Origin of the sequence: uncultured Sphingomonas sp. (assembly GCF_913776855.1) — a bacterium.
In the GTDB taxonomy this organism is placed as follows: domain Bacteria; phylum Pseudomonadota; class Alphaproteobacteria; order Sphingomonadales; family Sphingomonadaceae; genus Sphingomonas.
This window is the reverse complement of sequence record NZ_CAJYQD010000024.1, coordinates 1-17,246: the sequence shown is the minus strand read 5'-3', so window position 1 is coordinate 17,246 and position 17,246 is coordinate 1. Positions and strand designations below refer to the sequence as shown.

Genomic DNA, 17,246 nt, shown 5'->3' with positions numbered 1-17,246 from the left:
AGCAACCCCTTCTCGACTTCGGTTCTCGACAGGCTCGAACCTGCGCTCGAAGCAAACGGGGATGGGACTGAGTTCCCCAAATGACCGGGTTCTCGACGGGCGCTTCTCGACAGGCTCGAAGCTGCTCGAACTGAACGGGATGGGTGGGGCGAGGGGTTGGGGCTGATGCGAAGTCGGCATGATCCGCTTGCCGTTGTGGGCGGGCGGTGCCAGCTTCTGCGTACCGTAACCCCAGCCGACGCGACCCGCCCTACATGCCCAACGATCATCACGACGTCCATCGCCGCGAACTCCCCCCGCTCCCGGCGCTTGCCAGTTTCCTTGCCGCCGTCGAGACCAGCAGCTTCTCCCGTGCAGCCAAGCGGATGGCGCTGACGCAGAGCGCGATCAGCCGGCAGATCGCGCTGCTGGAGGACTGGCTGGGCGTGGCGTTGTTCGAACGGCGGGGGCGGCGGGTGACGCCGACGCCGGCGGCGCTGGCCTATGCCGAGGCGGTGGGGCCGGCGGTCGAGAAATTGCGCAGCGCGACGCGGCGGTTGCTGACGCCGGTCGCCGACCGGGCGCTGACCATCGCGACGCTGCCCAGTTTCGGGATGCGCTGGCTGGCCCCGCGGCTGCCGGGGCTGACCGCGCGGCACCCCGAATTGCTGGTGAACTTCGCGGCGCGATCCTATCCGTTCGATTTCGCCGAGGAGCGGTTCGACGCGGCGATCCATTTCGGCCTGCCCGACTGGGCGGGGGCGGACCATGCGCTGCTGTTTCACGAGGATGTCATCGCGGTGTGTTCGCCCGACTGGCTGGCGCGCAACCCGGTGGCGACGCCCGCCGACCTGTTGCCGCACGCGCTGCTGTCGCTGGAGGCGCGGCCCGATGCATGGGGGCGCTGGTTCGCGGCCGCTGGCCTCGCTGATGCGGTGATCGGCGAGGGGCCGGTGTACGAGCATTTCCTGATGCTGGCCCATGCCGCCGCGGCGGGGATGGGGGTGGCGCTGATCCCGTCCTTCCTGATCCGGCCGGAGCTGGCATCGGGGACGCTGGTGACGCCGCTCGATGTGACGTTGAGCGCGTCGGAAGCCTATTATCTGGTGTGGCCGCGCAGTAGCAGCCACAGTCCGTTGTTCGACCGGTTTCGGCAATGGTTGCTGGAGGAGGCCGGCACGGAGGCCTAGATTCAATCGGCATTTAGACCGTACCCCCGCGCAGGCGGGGGGCCAGAGCCACAAAGGTCATCCTGTCGTTGCCCTGGACCCCCGCCTGCGCGGGGGTACGAAGGTAGAATGTGCCTGATCCTGCCGGACTGATTTCGACTTCGCTCAACCCCTACTCGGCACGAACAGCATTGGGCGTCCCCTACAGCGGCCGTCCTCCCATCTTCCACGTCAGCTGCAGCGCATAGCTGCGGCCGATCGCGTCGAACCACGAGATGTCGTAATAGGGATAGGACGCATAGGTCGGGTCGCGCACCGGGCCTTGGTCGAACAGGTTGGTGACGGTGCCGGTCAGGCGCAGGCGTTCGTTGATGTCGTAGCGCGCCGACAGGTTGAACAGGTAGCTCGCCCGGATAAAGGCGTCCTGGTCGTAGTTCGGCAGCTTGCCCAGTCGCAGGCCGGTAAGCGTGGTCGAGAAGTCGGCCAGACTCCATGTCAGGCTGGCATTGCCCTTTTCACGCGGGATGTCGAAATTGCTGTCGAGCGCGAACTTGTTGATGATCGGATCGCCCGGATATTGGCGGACGGTGTGGTTGAAGACATAGGTATAGCCGCCCGACAGGGTGAATTCGCCGATCCCGGCGGTCGGCAGGCGGAAATTGGCGGCGATGTCGATGCCGTCGGTGGTTTCCTCCGCGACGTTGATCGGGTTGACCGCCACCGCCTGCAGCTGTCCGGTCAGCGCGCCGCTGGTGTAACGGATCACGCGGGCCAGCGCGTCGCGGCAGGTCGGCGAGGACGCATCGGCCCCGCCACCCGCACGACAGCGCGATTCGTCGCGCAGCACCGAATCGATGCTGATGTCGCGGACCTGATCCTTCATCTTCACCCGGAAATAATCGACCGACAGGTCGATCCGGTTCGACGGTTGCCACACCACGCCGGCGTTGAGCGAGGTCGAGGTTTCCGGCTGCAACTGGCGATTGCCGGTCTTGCGGGCGATGATCGTCTGGTCGGAATAGCTGCAATCGCCGATCGTCTCGTTCGGCTCCTCGACCCGGCACAGATAATAGTCGGTCGCCGAAGGATGGGTGTTGCCGGGACCGCGGAAGACATAGTTCAGGTCGGGCGCGCGGAAGCCGGTGCCATAGGCGGCGCGCAGCAACAGCCGCCGGGTCGGGCGCAGTTCGCTGCCGATATTATAGGTGAAGCGGCCGAAATTATTGCCGGCGATGTGGAAGCTGTCATAGCGGCCGGCGGTGCTGAGCTGCAGGAACGACAGCACCGGCACGCGGAATTCATAGCCGAGGCCCCAGCGGCTGCGCGACCCGCTGCCGTCCGAATCGACCAGCCCGACATAATAGTTGGTCAGCGTCAGCGGATCGGGATTGAGGTCGTAGCCCTGCTTGCCGGCCTCCGCGACGAAGGCGAAGCCGACCGGGCCGGCAGGCAGCTGGAACAGGTCGGTGGTGTTGAGCGATCCGGCCAGCGTGTCGGTCCACGACCGCGGCTTGTAGAGCGAATCGACCGAGATGGAGCGATATTCCTCCGGCGTCAGCGGCTTGTAGAGGCGGCGGACATCGGCGTTGAAGATCGCATAGCCGGTCGCCGGATCGATCCCCTGCTGCTGTCCCAGGAACAGCGCGTTCGATTTCGAGATGACGATTTCGGGGAAGGTGACGCGTGACGTGTATTGCGCGTGGTTGAACGAGACTTCGTACTTCCACTTGTCATTCTGGCCGAACTGGCCGCGAATGCCCGGCGTGATGTTGAAGGTGATCGACCGGTTGCGGGTCATGCCGTTGTCGAACCCGCCGATTTCCTCCGGCGTGAACTGGCGCGTCCAGTTGTCGAGTTGCAGGCCGCTGTCGGTCGCGTCGGGCGACAGGTTCGGGTTGAAGAAGGTGCCCTCTTCATTCCCGTCGGGCGAGACATAATACCAGCTCTTCATCCGGCGGAAGAGCTTGAGCTTCGACACGCTGAATTGCAGGTCGGCGAAGAGTTCAGTGCCGCCGCCCAGGTCATAGCCCAGCGCGCTATAGGCGGTCAGTGATTTGCGCTCGGAGATCATCGTGCCGTACGCGACCGATTCATTGCTGCCGCAGAACTGGCCGTAGCGGCGGCGGTTGGCGTAATAGATCGTGCCCTGGTTGAGCGACGACAGCGAGGCGCAGGTCGCCTGACCCGGATCGATATAGTTCGCGTCCTCGTCCGAACGCAGGAAGGTACGCTGCGCCAGCGGGGTGGCGGTGGTCGGGTTGTCGGCGGTCGAATCCTGCCGCTTGCGCTGATATTGCCACAGCGGGCGCTGGTTGAGCAGTTCGATGCCGGCGACGCCGTGGAAGCCGCCGGTTTCCCAACCGGTCGTCGCCATCAGCCGGTATGCTTCGCCGCCGCCCGCTTCGGTGTCGCTGTAGCGCAGATCGATGCGCGTGCCGTCGGGCTTGGTCTTCAGCTGGAAATTGACGACGCCGGCGATCGCGTCGGAGCCATAGATGGCCGAGGCGCTGCCGCTCAGCACCTCGACGCGGTCGATCAGGCCGACGGGGATGTTGGAGATGTCGGTAAAGTTGCTGTTGCCCTGAAACGGCAGCGGGAAGTCCGCGATACGGCGGCCGTTGACCAGCACCAGCGTATGGTTGGGGCCAAGGCCGCGCAGGTCGACCTGCTGCGCGCCGGGGCTGAAGCTGGCGCCCGAGGCACTCTGCTGTCCCTGCGTCTCGCCGCCATTCTGGCTCAGGCTGCGCAGCACGTCGGGGACGCTTAGGAAACCGCCCTTCAATATGTCTTCGGACGTGACGACGGTGACCGGTGCCGGCCCTTCCTTCTGCACGCGCGGGATGCGCGATCCCAGCACCACGATTTCGTCCGATGCGTCTGCGCCCGGCGGGGGCGTCGGCAGGTCCTGCGCCAGCGCGCTGCCCGCCATTGCCATCATCCCCGTACCCGCCAGCCAGCGTGCGATGCCATTCCCCCGCATTATAATACTCCCCGATCATGCCCCGATACGCAATCATAATGCCATGGACTTTCGACATATTGAAACATAAAAACTCCATGTTGAACGGGCTTGAGCGTAATTTGATGGGGAGTGTGGCCTTGCGACACTATGGTCTGGGCATCGCATTGATATGCGGAGGAATTGTATCGGCCGCTCCGATGGCGTGGGGGCAGCCGGCGGCGGAGTCGGTCGCGGGCGCGCGCTTTTTCGTGACCGGCGATCCCGCCAAACCCCGCCGTGCCGTACCGTCGCAGGGGCTGATGCTGATGGGCGGCGGCGACTGGGACAAACAGGCGTTCGCCTGGTTCGCGAAGAAGGCGGGATACGGCCATATCCTGATCCTGCGCGCATCGGGCGATGGCGAGGGCGGGCGCGAGATGTTCGCCGAGATGGCGGGCGTCCAGTCGGTGTCGACCATCCTGTTCACCGACCGTGCCGCATCGACCGACCCGCGCGTGCTGGCGGCGATCGCGAAGGCTGACGGCATCTTCCTGGCGGGGGGCGACCAGGCGAAATATGTCCGCTTCTGGCAGGGAACCCCGGTCGCAACGGCGCTCGACGCGCATGTCGCGGCGGGCAAGCCGATCGCGGGGACCAGCGCCGGCCTCGCCGTGCTGGGCGGCACGGCGTACGGCGCGACCGACGGGGGCAGCATCGATTCGTTCAAGGCGCTGTCCGATCCCGCGGGCGATGCGGTGACATTGGTCCGCGATTTCCTACACATGCCACGCCTTGCCCATGTCGTGACCGATACCCATTTCAACCAGCGCGACCGGCTGGGGCGGTTGATCGCGTTCGTGGCGAAGGCGCGGGCGCTGGGCGACCGGACCGCGATCGGACTGGGGGTTGATGAAAAGGGCGCCTTGTGCGTGGAGGCCGATGGCCGGGCGACCTATCGCGGGCCGGCGAACACCTATGCGTGGCTGGTCCAGCCCAAAAGCGTGCCGGTGCTGGTGAAAGGCAAGCCGCTCGACTGGAGCGACATCCGCGTCACCGGGATCGCGCCGGGTGGGACGATCGACCTGAACCGGATGACGGTGCCCAAGCCCGCGTTTGCCGGCACGGCGAAGGTGGTGGCGGGGAAGCTGATCGACGCGCCATTGCCGCCCGGTGGCCATTGGTCGCTGGCGATCCATGGCGGGGCGGGGGTGATCCCCAAAGGCTCGCTGACTCCCGAACAGGAGCGCGCCTATCGCGCCGGGCTGACCGCCGCGCTGTCCGCCGGGTCGGCGGTGCTGGCGAAGGGCGGCTCCAGCCTCGACGCGGTGCAGGCGGCGGTGCGGGTGCTGGAGGACGATCCCAACTTCAACGCCGGGCGCGGGGCGGTGTTCGATGCGGAGGGGAAGAACCAGCTCGACGCGGCGATCATGGACGGGGCGACGCTGCGCGCCGGGGCGGTCGCCGGGGTCGGTGCGACGAAGAATCCGGTCGTGCTGGCGCGGGCGGTCATGGAGCATAGCCGCCATGTCCTGCTGACCGGCGCGGGCGCGGACCAGTTCGCGCGCGACCAGGGGGTGGAGCAGGTCGATCCTTCGTATTTCCGTACCGACAAGCGCTGGCACGAGTATCTGGAGTGGAAGCGCGACGAGGACCACGCCGCGCTCGACCCGACCCATCGCTTCGGCACGGTGGGGGCGGTGGCGCGCGACCAGCGCGGGCATCTGGCCGCCGCGACCTCGACCGGCGGGCTGACCGGAAAGCGCTGGGGCCGGATCGGCGATTCGCCGATCATCGGGGCTGGCACCTATGCGATGGACAAGACCTGCGCGGTGTCGGCGACCGGCACCGGCGAGTTCTTCATCCGGCAGGTCGCCGCACGCCAGATCTGCGACCGGGTCCAGTGGAAGGGGCAGGACATTGCCGCAGCGGCCAGCGACACGATCGGGGAAGTGGGCGAGATCGGCGGCGATGGCGGCCTCATCGCGATGGACGGTAGCGGACACATCGCCTTCGCAATGAACAGCGACGGCATGTATCGTGGTAGCGTATCAGATGACCAAGCCCCACGTACCGCGATCTATGCGGGAGAAATGGATGTCGGCCGATAGTGCGAACCCGTCGAAGCGCGAACTCGACGCGCGGTTGCTGGCGCTGCTCCGGCAGGATTCGCGCGTGCCCGTATCGGAACTGGCTCATGCGCTGAACGTGTCGCGCGCGCATGTCTATGCCAGCATCGCGCGGATGGAGCAGGACGGCACGATCGACGGCTATACCGTGCGGCTGGGCGAGGCGCATGACCGCCGCATGGTCCGCGCGCAGGTGATGATGACGACGCTGCCCAAATTGCTGATCGAGACGAACGAGGCGCTGGCGGCGATTCCGGAGCTGACCGGCTTGTATGCCATCGCCGGCGAATATGACCTGATCGCGATGGTCGAGGCGCCGAGCCTCGAACGGCTGAACGACGTGATCGACGCCATCGGCCGGCTGGAGGGGATCGGGCGTACGATGTCGGCGGTGGTGCTGGCGACGCGGCTCCGGCGGTAACACCTGTCGTCACTCCCGCGCAGGCGGGAGTCCATACTTGCAGGTGTCGCGATTCCAGCTGAGACGTTGGCGTTTATGGATTCCCGCCTTCGCGGGAATGACGAAGGTTGGGGAATACCTACCCCGCCAGCACCCGGTCGATCAGCTCCACCGGATGCAGCGGGCGGCGGCCGGTCAGGCGTTTGGTCTGGCAGCGGCAGGAAAAGCCGGTGGCGAGCATCGCGTCGTCCTGCGTCACCTGCGACCAGCTCAAGGCAAAGATGTCGCGCGAGAGCGTCTGGTTCTGCGCCTCGTGCCCGAACAGTCCGGCCATGCCGCAACAGCCGGTCTTCGTCGGTGTGGCGGTGATGCCGAAGCCGGCGAGTGCCTCGGTCCAGAGTGCCAGCGCCTTTGGGCGCAATGCCTGTTCGGTGCAGTGGCCTAGCAGGCGCTGGACCGGGAGGGTTTGCGTCGCCGCCGGAGCGCGACCTTCCCGGACCGCTTCGGCCAGTAGCGTCTCAAGGCCGGCGACCTCCACGCTGTCGCCGGTCATCTCGGCAAATTCCTGGGTGAACATCAGCGCGGTGGCGGCATCCAGCCCGACCAGCCTAACGCCCAGATCGGCGAGCGCCCGCACCTCCGCCATCCGTTTGCGCGCGATCCGCGCGAAGCGGTCGCGCAGTCCCAGCAGGTGCAGCACCTTGCCATTGCTGCGCGGCGGCAGGCGCAGCACATCGTACCCGCACGCCGTCAGCACCCGCGCGGCGGCGGCAGTGAGCGGGCCGTCGAAACTGGCGGTGAAGCTGTCCTCGACCAGCACGACGATGTTCGCCCGTGCCTCGGCCGACACGGCCTTCAGCTTCGCTGGCGATGTGAGCGGGGGCAGGGTGCCGGGATCGGCGACCGCGAAGGCGGGAAGGTCGACATAGCCGAGCGTGCGTTCCAGCGCGGCCTGCGCCCGATCGCTGCCGGCGACGCGGTTGGCGATGCCGGGCAGGACGCGCGCGGCCGCGAGCATCGTCTCCATCCGCGCGACGACATGGTGGCGGATCGGGCGGCTGCGTTTCGCCCAGTACCGCTCGGCGAAGCGCGACTTCATCACCGGCACGTCGACCTTGACCGGGCAGAGGGTCGTACACGCCTTGCACGACAGACAGGTGGCGAGCGATGCCTGCGTCGCGGCGGCCAGCGCGTTGCGTTCGGCGGCCTCGGCCGGGCCGGGTTGCTCGATCGAATCCAGCCTGGCCCAGGCGCGCAGCAGCGCGGCGCGGCCCTTGGGCGATTGCGCGCGGTCGCGCGTCGCCTTGTAGGACGGGCACATCACGTCGAGCGAATCCCACGCGAAGCACGCGCCGTTGCCGTTGCAGGCGACCGCGCGGTCGAAGTCCTGCGAGCGGGTCGCATCGATCCGGCGGTCGGCTTCGCCCCGCAGCGGCACGCCGTCGATCCGGTCGATCGCCTGTCCGGCGGGGGCGGCGAGCTTGCCGGGATTGAGGCGGTTGTGCGGGTCGAACGCCGCCTTCAGCGCCTGAAGCTCCGGATAGAGGCTGCCGAAGAACAGGGGCGAGAACTCGCCGCGATAGCCGCGACCATGTTCGCCCCACAGCAACCCGCCATAGGCCTTGGTCAGCCGCGCCACCTCGTCGGAGATCGGGCGGATCAGCGCCGCCTGTTCGGGGTCGCGCAGGTCGAGGAACGGGCGGACGTGCAGGCAGCCGACATCGGCATGGCCGAACATGCCGTAGTTCAGGCCATGCCCGTCGAGCAGCGCGCGGAACTCGGCGACGAAATTGGCGAGTTTTCCCGGCGGGACGGCGGTATCCTCGACGAACGGGATCCCCTGCCGCGCGCCGCCCAGCCGGGCCAACAGCCCGACCGATTTTTCGCGCAGGCTCCACAGCTGGCCGATGGCGGCATCGTCGCGGACGATGCGCATGTCGCCCTGCGGACCGATGTCGGTCAGCGCTGCTAGGCCGGCGTCGATCGTCGCATCGTCGTCGGCGGTGAATTCGACGAAATTCATCGCCGCCACCGGTGCATCGCTCGCCCCGCCCAGCAGCCCCTCGACGCTCGCCCAGATGATGTCGCTGCGGGCAACGCCCAGCACCTTGTCGTCGAGGATCTCGATGGCGACCGGATCGGCGGCGACCAGCCGCTGCACGTCGCGCATCGCGGTGTCGAACGCAGCGTAGCGGATGACGGCCAGCGCGCGCTTCTTCGGTTTGTGCGCCACCCGCAGCGTGATCGAGCGGGTGATCGCCAGCGTGCCTTCGGACCCGGCGAGCAGAAACCCGAGGAAAAACCGGTCGGCGGCGGCGTCCCACGTCTTTTGCAGGTTATAGCCGGTGAGGCCCCGGTTCATCTCCGGAAAGATCGTGGCGATGTCGTCGGCGCGGGTCGTGACGATGCGCAGCGCCTCGCGGTGGATGTCGGCGACGATGCCGCTGCCCGCTGCGATGCGTTCGGCTTCCGCCCGCGTCATCGGTTCGGCGCGCCATGGGGTGCCGTCGGACAACGTGACGTCCAGCGCGGCGATATAGTCGGACGTCTTGCCCCAGCGGCGCGATCCCTTGCCCGACGCATCGGTCGCGACCATGCCGCCGATCGTCGCGCGGCTGGCGGTCGACACCATCGGCGGAAAGAAACAGCCATGCGGTTTCAGAAAGGCGTTGAGCTGGTCCAGCACGACGCCCGGTTCGACCGTGACAGTGTTCGTATCAGGATCGAACGTGCCGATCCCGCGCATATGCCGGGCGAAATCGACGATGACCCCGTCGTTCAGCGACTGGCCGTTGGTGCCGGTATTGCCACCCCTTGGCGTGAGCGACAGGCCGGTATCGGCCAGCGCATGGACCAGCAATGTCACATCGTCGCCGGTGCGCGGATAGACGATCGCTGCCGGGCGCACCTGGTAGATCGAATTGTCGGTCGATGCGACCTGCCGCGCGCCGACGCCATCCTCGGCATCGCCGGCAAAGCCCGTCTGGTCGAGGCGGCGCAGCAGGTTCGCGACCGATGCCATCAGGCCGCCGCCGTCCCGCGCAACGCTTCACACACCGCCGCCATGGACCGTTCCTCTGCCTCGGCATAGAGCGCCAGTTCGTCCTGCACCCTGTCGCCCAGCGCATCCTCGAACGCGGCCTGCGCCGCCGACGCGACATAGCTGCGCTGTTCGGTGCCGCCCAGGTTCGATTGAAAGATGCCCGCCGCGCTGACCGGCAGGAAATCCTCGTACACGATCGGCACGGCGCGGACATAGCCTGCGGCCAGCCAGCCGTCGATGTCGCCCGCCGGCCGGACCCCGGTCGCGATCAGCCGCCGTCCGCAATCGGTCAGGTCGTAGCGGAACCAGGCCAGCCCCTGTTCGCGCAATGCGTCGATCGTGTCGGGAAAGGCGGTGAAGATGGTGGCCAGCCGATCGGCATAGCGCTCGCCCTGCGCCCCCTGATCCCCGCGGGCCATCGCCAGCAGCCGGTCGTACAGCGCGCGGCCCTTGGGCGTCAGTGCCGCGCCGCGCTGTTCGATCTCGCCGAAGCGGGCGGTGTGCTGCCCCGGCTGGTCGCCGGGAAAAGTCACGTCCTCCTCGATCGCCTTGAAGCTGGTCTGGCGCAGCAGGATCGGCACGGCGCGCGGCGGCGGCCCCTCAATCACCGCCTTCGCATCGATTCCCTGCGCCTGCATCGCAGCCTGCGCGGCGTCGATGTCGAGCGTGCGCGGGGTCAGGTGGTTGATGTGCGGTCCGCGGAACGACACGACGTCGGCGATCAGCCGGTGGGTGTCGTGCAGCCGGTCATAGGTCGCGGCATCGACGCGCGCATCGCCGTGCCAGCGAAAGGTTTCGAGCAATTCGGTCACGAAGCGGTCGGCATCGGCCGCGTCCAGCCCGCCCTGCGCCTCGTCCCGCTCGATCAGGCGGATCGCCTCGTCGGTAAAGATCCGGCGGCTCGACAGGATCGCCGCCGCTTCGTCGCGCAACGCTGCATCCTCGATTAGTTCGAGGCGGAGCAGCGAGGTGAAGACGCGGAACGGATTGGCGCCGAGCGCGGCATCGTCGACCGGGCGGAATGCGGTCGAATGGACCGGCACGCCCGCCACCGACAGGTCGTAATAGCCGACCGGGTACATTCCCATCACCGCAAAGGCGCGGCGCATCATGCTGAGTTCGGCCGCCGTGCCCAGCCGGATCGCGCCGTGGCGTTCGACGTCCAGCCGGTCGAGTTCACCGGCCATTTCCGCTGCCAGAACGGGGCGGTCGGCCAGCACCTGTGCATTCACCTCTGCCACGATCGACAGCAGGTCGCCGTAGAGCGGCACTTCGGCACGGTACATCGCCGACATCGCTTCGGAAAAGCGGGTACGGATGGTATCGGGGGCGGTGAAGTCGTGGGTCATGGCTACCTCAGGACAGATAGGGTCAGCGCGGGGCATAGGTAATGGGGTCGCCGATCCCGACGTTCAGCGCGCGGGCGGCTTGCGGATCGAGGACGATGCCGTCGTCCTGCGGGGCGATCGAGGCGAAGCAGGCACGGAAGCCTGCCAGCCGGCCGGCGGCGGCGATGTGGGGCGCTGCATGGGGGTGTTCGTCCACCGCGCGGACGGTGGCAGTCTGCGCATGGCGGACGGTGGCGATGGCGTCGGTCGCGGCGGTCACGGTCGGGCCACCATCGAACAGGTCGACATAATCGTCATGGCGAAACCCCTCCTTTTCCAGCAGTCGCAGCGCCGGACGACCCGAGGGATGCGGCACGCCCAGCACGGCGCGCGCGCTTTCGGGCAGCATCGCCAGCAGGATCGGCGTGGTCGGCAGCAGCCCGGCCAGGACATGGGTGCCATGGTCGGCGTTGAACGCATCCGCCGCCGCAAAGCCCATGCCGAAGAACCGCGCGGCGATCCCGTCCCAGAAGGGCGCTTCTCCCGCATCGTCGACCACACCGCGCAACTCGGCGATGGTGCGGTCGGCAAAGCGGGCGCGGTGCATCGCGATGAACAGGTAGCGGCTGCGCGCCAAGAGGGTGCCCGCCCCGCCCGCACGGGCATCGGCGCGCAGGAACAGCCCGCCGACCTCGCTGCACCCGGCATGGTCGGTGCAGATGGTCAGCGTCGTGTGATCGACCGACCGGCCCAGCACCGCATGGTCCGCGCCGTGCCGGTCGATGCGATAGCTGTAGAAGGGCGCGTCGGTGCCGATATGCGAAAAGATCTGGCAGGTGCCGTCGATCGCGCCGCTCGCCAAATCCTCCAGCACGAACAGGAACCGGTCGACGCCGAACGCATCGGTGTCGCGCGCAAAGGCGGCATCGGCAGCGGCCAGCCGGTCGCCCAGCTTCGCCCGGTCCGGCGGCAGGTTCACGAACCCGCCGCCGGTGGTCAGCGCCATGTCGTACAGGGCGGACAGGTCATGCCCGCCCGCCGCCCGCAAAACGATCGTCACGCCTGGCCGGCCTCCAGCACGGGCTTCAGCGTGTCCCAATTGCCCGCTGCGCTACCCGCCTCGAAGCTGGCCATTGGATAGGCGCAGTAGTCGGCGGCGTAATAGGCGCTGGGGCGGTGGTTGCCCGAATCGCCGATCCCGCCGAACGGCTGCGCTCCCGCCGCGCCGGTGGTCGGGCGGTTGCGGTTGACCACGCCGGCGCGCGCGTCGAGGACGAAGCGGTCCCACAGCGCGTCGTCGGTGGTGAGCAGCCCGGCGGACAGGCCGAAGCGGGTGTCGTTGGCGGCGGCGATCGCGGCGTCGAAATCGGCAACGCGCATGACTTGCAGGACGGGTGCGAAAATCTCCTCGTCGGGCACCGCCACGCCGGTCACGTCGAACAGGGCGGGGGTGACGAAGGCGGCGCTGCGCCCGTCGATCCCGCCGAACGGCACGATGGCGCGGGCGCCGGCAGCTTCCAGCGCGGCGACCTGGCCATGGGCGGTTTCGGCGGCGGCGTCGGAGATCAGCGGGCCGATATAGGGGGCCTCGTCCCAGCGCCCGATGGGAATGCGCGGGATGAGCGCGGCGACCGCCTCCACCACCGCATCCCCGAACGTGCCGGTCGGCAGGATCAGGCGGCGGGCGCACGAACAACGTTGTCCGGTGGTGATATAGGCCGACTGGACGATCAGCGCCGCGACCTCGGTCACGTCACCGTCCCATGCGATCAGCGGGTTGTTGCCGCCCAGTTCCAGCGCGAGGATCACGTCGGGCCGCTCGGCAAAGGCGCGGCGGAAATGCGCGCCGGTCGTGGCGGACCCGGTGAACAGCAGCCCGTCGATATCCGCCGCGACCAGCGCCGCGCCGGTTTCGCGCGCGCCCTGCACGACCTGCAACACGCCGTCGGGCAGGCCAGCCTCGGCCCATGCCTCCGCCATCGCCGCGCCGACTGCCGGGGTCAGTTCGGACGGCTTGAACACCACCGTGTTGCCGGCGAGCAGCGCGGGGACGATATGGCCGTTGGGCAGATGGCCGGGGAAATTGTACGGCCCCAGTACCGCCATCACCCCGTGGGGGCGGTGGCGCAGGACCGATTCGCCGAACGGCATCGCGCTGCGCTTTTCGCCGGCACGCTCGGCCTGCGCGGCGATCGACAGTTCGACCTTGCCGACCATCGTGCCGACTTCCTGCGTGGTTTCCCACAAAGGCTTGCCGGTTTCGCGCGCGATCAGTTCGGCGAGTTGCGCAGTGCGCGCCTTCAGCACGGCGGCATAGGCGCGGGCTATGCCGACCCGTTGCTCGACCGAAGTGCGACGCCAGTCACGAAAGGCGGCGCGCGCGCAGGCGACGGCCGCGTCGACATCGGCCGCCGTCGCGGTCGGACCGGACCAGATCGTCGCGCCCGTCGCCGGGCAGGTCGAGGTCAGCACGCTCATGCCGCCTGCGCCATGGTACGGCGCGCGGTGATGCAGGCCGCTTCCAACCGGAGCAGCGCCTCGCTGATCTCCTTGGCATTGATGAGCAGCGAGGGGAGCAGGCGCACGCAATTCTCGCCACCGCCGGCAACCAGGATGCCGTGGTCGCGCGCTACGCCCATGAACTCGCGATTGTTCGGGATCATCTTCAGCCCGATCAACAGCCCCTTGCCACGCACCTCCGCGATCACGTCGGGGAAGCGGGTGCGCAGCGCTTCCAGCCGTTCGAAAAAGTCGGCGCTGGCGGCGCGGGCATGGGCGAGCGTTTCCTCGTTTGCGATCGTGTCGAACGCGGCGATGCCGACCGCCATCGCCAGCGGATTGCCGCCGAAGGTGGTGCCATGGACGCCCGGCGTCATGCCCTTCGCTGCTTCGGTCGTGGCGAGGCAGGCGCCGACCGGGAAGCCCGATCCCAGCGCCTTGGCCAGTGCCATGATGTCGGGCGCAGCACCGTCGAACCACTGGTGCGCGAACAGCTTGCCCGTCCGGCCCATGCCGCTCTGCACCTCGTCATGGATCAGCAGGACGCCGTGCTTCGCGGTCAGTTCGCGCAGCCGCAGCAGCCATTCGCCGGTCAGCGCGCGCGCGCCGCCTTCGCCCTGCACTGGTTCGACGATCACCGCCGCCGTGGTCGGGCTGGCGATCGCCGCCTCGATCGCTGCCGCATCGTCGATCGACAGCTGGACGAAGCCCGGCAGGCGCGGGCCGCAGCCCTCCATATAGCCGGCATTGCCCGATGCGTTGATCGCGGCATAGGTACGGCCGTGGAACGATCCGGCGAAGCCGACGATGTCGATCCGCTCGCTCTGGCCGTTCACATGGTGATAGCGGCGCGCGGTCTTGATCGCACATTCGACCGCTTCGGTACCGGTATTGGCGAAGAACACGCAATCGGCGAACGATGCATCGACCAGCCGCTGCGCCAACGCCTCCTGCCCCGGAATGCGGAAGATGTTGGAGACGTGCCACAGCTTGCCCGCCTGTTCGGTGAGCGCCGCGACCAAGGCGGGATGGGCATGGCCCAGCGCATCGGTGGCGATGCCCGCCACGCAGTCGATATAGCGCCGTCCCTCGGTATCGATCAGCCACACGCCCTCACCACGATCCACCGCGATCGGCGCACGGTTGTACAGGTTCATCAGGGGATCGGTCATGACGGCTCCTTGTCATCGATTCGGGAATACGCCGGTGGGCAGGCGATCGATCGCGCCACGCCTGCGGGCGGTTCGCATGGCTGTGCTATTGGACCCGGCGGGGCGGGGGGACAAACGCAATGGCATCATCTGTTGATGACGGTTGGGAATGAGGGACGGCTTAGCGTGCCTTGACCGGCGTGACCGTCGACGGGCACCCGTCACGCTTGCACGGCAGGCTGTCGTCCCACGACAACAGCCGCACCACCATGTCGCCCGGCTGGGTGCGCGGATCGGTGCCCATGCCGGCCACCCGCGCGTCGAGCGGCGCGGTCAGCGTCGCGATGGTCCGCCCGAACGGATCGGTGACGATCGCCAGCACATCGCCCTTCTTCACATATTGATTGAGCGCGACCCGCACCTGTGCCCATCCGCCGCGCGGGCTGTCGACATTGGTCACGACATTGCCGAGGAACGGCTCGGGGTCGTGCAAATCGGGCTTGCCCGGCAGCATCCCGCGGTCGATCATTACGTTGCGTACGCCGCGCAGGCCCCGTGCGATCATCGCCCGGTCGAACACCTCCGCCCCGCCCAGTTCATAGGTGACGGCGGGAATCGCGTTCGCGTTCAGCATATCCTCGACCGCGCCGTCGATGCCGGCGTTCACATAAATGCTGTCGGGGCGCAGCATCATCGCGATCCGCTTGGCAGCCGGCGTCGCGACGAAGACATAGGCCGGATAGGTGCCACCGCGCGACTGGGTATGCAGGTCGATGGCGAAATCGGTGTTGCCGACGAAGATGCGCGACCACAGCCGCCCGGCGTAACGCTGCCCCGCGTTACCCTCGTCGCCATGGGCGTGCGAATCGCGCGGGATCAGCCGGTTGAGATTGTCGCCCGCGCCATTATGCCCGCCGGTGAACGCCCGCGTCGAATTGCGCAGGCCCGGTGCATTGAGGCCGGGTACCGCGATCAACGTCCCCTTCAGCACCGTCGGGTCGATCCCCTCGACCAGCTGGTGGATCACGCCGATACCGTTCAGTTCGTCACCATGGATGCCGGCGGTCAGCAGGAACCGGGGGCCGCTCTGCGCGCCCTTCACCACGACGATCGGCACATAATAGCCCTGTCCGACATCATTGTCATCGACCCGCAGCCACAGCCGGCTGGTGCCGGCGGGCAGGGTAGCGAGGTCCAGCTTGTCGATCACGGCCGACCCGTCGATCCGGTCGCCCGCCTCCACCGGCATCGCGGCGGCGGGCAGCGCGCCCAGCATCGCGGCGGCGAACAGGGGCAAGGCAAGCAGGGGACGGAACATGGCGGTTCTCCAGGGGCGGCGGACAGCCCGCGTTGCCCGTCGTTACGAATGCGGCCAAGCGATATTATGTCATGTCCTTATGCGTTCCGGTCATGCCAAAGGGCGGGCCGGGCGCGGCTGCGGGGATTTGCGCATTGCCGCCAACGCCTTGACGTCTAGGTAGGGCATCATGCTGACCATCGATCCCGCGCCCCGCCCGCTCGGCAAGAGCGACATTCTCGTCTCCCCCCTCGCCTGGGGCATGTGGCGTTTCACCGGCGACGTCGCCCCGGCGCGTGCCCTGGTCGAGGCGGCGCTGGCGGCGGGCATCACCCTGTTCGATACTGCCGACATCTACGGCGCGGATACGCCCGCCGGCTTCGGATCGGCGGAGGCATTGTTCGGGCAGGTGCTGGCCGAGGCGCCGGCGCTGCGCGAGGCGATGGTGATCGCGACCAAGGGCGGCATCCGCCCCGGCAATCCCTATCGATCGGACGCGGCCTATCTGGCCGATGCGGTCGATGCGTCGTTGATGCGGATGAGGATCGAGCGGATCGACCTGTACCAGATCCATCGCCGCGATTTCCTGACCCATCCGCAAGAGGTCGCCGCCAGCCTGACCAGGATGGTCGAACAGGGCAAGGTGCGCGGGATCGGCGTGTCGAACCACAGCCCGGCGGAAGTCGATGCGCTGCAGGCGTTTCTGGGCCTGCCGATCCTCAGCACCCAGCCCGAATTTTCGCCGCTGCACCCCGATCCGCTGTTCGACGGCGTGCTGGATCAGGCGATGGCGCGCGGGATGGCGGTGCTGGGCTGGTCGCCACTGGGTGGTGGGCGGCTGAGCGGCGGCGATCATCCCGCCGCGCTGCTGCTGCGCGAGCATGGCCAGCGGTTCGACGTCGATGCGGCAACTGCCGCGCTGTCGTGGAGCATGGTCCATCCCGCCGGGATCATTCCGATCGTCGGATCGCAAAACGCCGACCGCATCCGCGCCGCCGCCGGGGCGTATCGCGTCACCTGGACCCACGCCGAATGGTATGCGGTGCTGCAGGCGGGGATGGGCACCACGCTCCCCTGATACGTCAGGCCTGAAATGCGCCAAGGGCCGCACCCCTTGCGGGATGCGGCCCTCGTCAGGCTGCCGAAGCAGGATTAGCGGCCGGCGAGTGCGCGGTCCAGATCGACACCGCGTGCTTCCCATTCGCCGCGCGTCTTGCAGACCTTGGTCAGGATGCGGCTGCCGGTAGCTTCGGTCTTGAAGCAGTAGCGGGCGTTGGGCGATGCCTTGTAGGCGGTGGCGGCGGGGCCGGCGG

11 protein-coding genes are annotated in these 17,246 nt (G+C 67.9%); 4 read left to right on the top strand and 7 right to left on the bottom strand.

Annotated features, from left to right (window positions below; translation table 11 throughout):
* Window positions 1-254 precede the first annotated feature (254 nt).
* Entirely contained in the window at window positions 255-1,169 is a 915-nt protein-coding gene (locus tag QZ755_RS06410; RefSeq protein ID WP_294320901.1) for a LysR substrate-binding domain-containing protein, read from the top strand.
* A 181-nt stretch (window positions 1,170-1,350) separates the two neighbouring features.
* On the opposite strand, the gene QZ755_RS06405 is transcribed toward QZ755_RS06410, so the two are convergent.
* Window positions 1,351-4,128, bottom strand: a complete 2,778-nt coding sequence (locus QZ755_RS06405; RefSeq protein ID WP_294320897.1) for a TonB-dependent receptor — start codon at window positions 4,126-4,128, stop codon at window positions 1,351-1,353.
* Window positions 4,129-4,307: 179 nt separating this feature from the next.
* On the opposite strand from QZ755_RS06405, the gene QZ755_RS06400 reads away from it, so the two are divergent.
* Both QZ755_RS06400 and QZ755_RS06395 read left to right on the top strand, forming a co-directional pair.
* The gene (locus QZ755_RS06400; protein WP_294320895.1) at window positions 4,308-6,197 is read left to right on the top strand and encodes an isoaspartyl peptidase/L-asparaginase; all 1,890 of its coding nucleotides are present in this window, start codon (window positions 4,308-4,310) and stop codon (window positions 6,195-6,197) included.
* Window positions 6,184-6,636: an Lrp/AsnC family transcriptional regulator gene (locus QZ755_RS06395; protein WP_294320892.1), complete on the top strand. Its 453-nt coding sequence runs from the start codon at window positions 6,184-6,186 to the stop codon at window positions 6,634-6,636. Before QZ755_RS06400 ends, QZ755_RS06395 begins: the two co-directional genes overlap by 14 nt.
* 118 nt (window positions 6,637-6,754) lie before the next feature.
* Here QZ755_RS06395 and QZ755_RS06390 read toward each other — a convergent pair whose 3' ends face one another.
* From QZ755_RS06390 to QZ755_RS06365, 6 genes are all read right to left on the bottom strand, one after another.
* Window positions 6,755-9,637 (bottom strand): FAD-binding and (Fe-S)-binding domain-containing protein, encoded by a 2,883-nt coding sequence (locus QZ755_RS06390; protein WP_294320890.1) that lies wholly within the window; start codon window positions 9,635-9,637, stop codon window positions 6,755-6,757.
* Complete coding sequence (locus tag QZ755_RS06385; protein ID WP_294320887.1) at window positions 9,637-11,007, bottom strand: VOC family protein; 1,371 nt, start codon at window positions 11,005-11,007, stop codon at window positions 9,637-9,639. Before QZ755_RS06385 ends, QZ755_RS06390 begins: the two co-directional genes overlap by 1 nt.
* A gap of 22 nt (window positions 11,008-11,029) precedes the next feature.
* Window positions 11,030-12,046 carry an arginine N-succinyltransferase gene (locus tag QZ755_RS06380; protein WP_294320884.1) on the bottom strand — a complete coding sequence of 339 codons (1,017 nt, stop codon included), beginning with the start codon at window positions 12,044-12,046 and terminating at the stop codon, window positions 11,030-11,032.
* Window positions 12,043-13,464: a succinylglutamate-semialdehyde dehydrogenase gene (gene astD, locus QZ755_RS06375; RefSeq protein ID WP_294320881.1), complete on the bottom strand. Its 1,422-nt coding sequence runs from the start codon at window positions 13,462-13,464 to the stop codon at window positions 12,043-12,045. Before astD ends, QZ755_RS06380 begins: the two co-directional genes overlap by 4 nt.
* Entirely contained in the window at window positions 13,461-14,657 is a 1,197-nt protein-coding gene (locus tag QZ755_RS06370) for an aspartate aminotransferase family protein (RefSeq protein WP_294320880.1), read from the bottom strand. The genes astD and QZ755_RS06370 overlap by 4 nt, the downstream gene beginning before the upstream one ends.
* 160 nt (window positions 14,658-14,817) lie before the next feature.
* Complete coding sequence (locus QZ755_RS06365; RefSeq protein WP_294320877.1) at window positions 14,818-15,954, bottom strand: succinylglutamate desuccinylase/aspartoacylase family protein; 1,137 nt, start codon at window positions 15,952-15,954, stop codon at window positions 14,818-14,820.
* A gap of 169 nt (window positions 15,955-16,123) precedes the next feature.
* Here QZ755_RS06365 and QZ755_RS06360 point away from each other — a divergent pair, with 169 nt between their 5' ends.
* Entirely contained in the window at window positions 16,124-17,011 is an 888-nt protein-coding gene (locus QZ755_RS06360) for an aldo/keto reductase (protein ID WP_294320875.1), read from the top strand.
* Window positions 17,012-17,246: the final 235 nt, after the last annotated feature.

Bases quoted from the DNA above. Each gene is read 5' to 3' on its own strand.
- QZ755_RS06410 (WP_294320901.1), top strand. From the start codon at position 255: ATGCCCAACGATCATCACGACGTCCATCGCCGCGAACTCCCCCCGCTC.
- QZ755_RS06405 (WP_294320897.1), bottom strand. From the start codon at position 4,128: ATGCGGGGGAATGGCATCGCACGCTGGCTGGCGGGTACGGGGATGATG.
- QZ755_RS06400 (WP_294320895.1), top strand. From the start codon at position 4,308: ATGGCGTGGGGGCAGCCGGCGGCGGAGTCGGTCGCGGGCGCGCGCTTT.
- QZ755_RS06395 (WP_294320892.1), top strand. From the start codon at position 6,184: ATGTCGGCCGATAGTGCGAACCCGTCGAAGCGCGAACTCGACGCGCGG.
- QZ755_RS06390 (WP_294320890.1), bottom strand. From the start codon at position 9,637: ATGGCATCGGTCGCGAACCTGCTGCGCCGCCTCGACCAGACGGGCTTT.
- QZ755_RS06385 (WP_294320887.1), bottom strand. From the start codon at position 11,007: ATGACCCACGACTTCACCGCCCCCGATACCATCCGTACCCGCTTTTCC.
- astD (WP_294320881.1), bottom strand. From the start codon at position 13,464: ATGAGCGTGCTGACCTCGACCTGCCCGGCGACGGGCGCGACGATCTGG.
- QZ755_RS06370 (WP_294320880.1), bottom strand. From the start codon at position 14,657: ATGACCGATCCCCTGATGAACCTGTACAACCGTGCGCCGATCGCGGTG.
- QZ755_RS06365 (WP_294320877.1), bottom strand. From the start codon at position 15,954: ATGTTCCGTCCCCTGCTTGCCTTGCCCCTGTTCGCCGCCGCGATGCTG.
- QZ755_RS06360 (WP_294320875.1), top strand. From the start codon at position 16,124: ATGCTGACCATCGATCCCGCGCCCCGCCCGCTCGGCAAGAGCGACATT.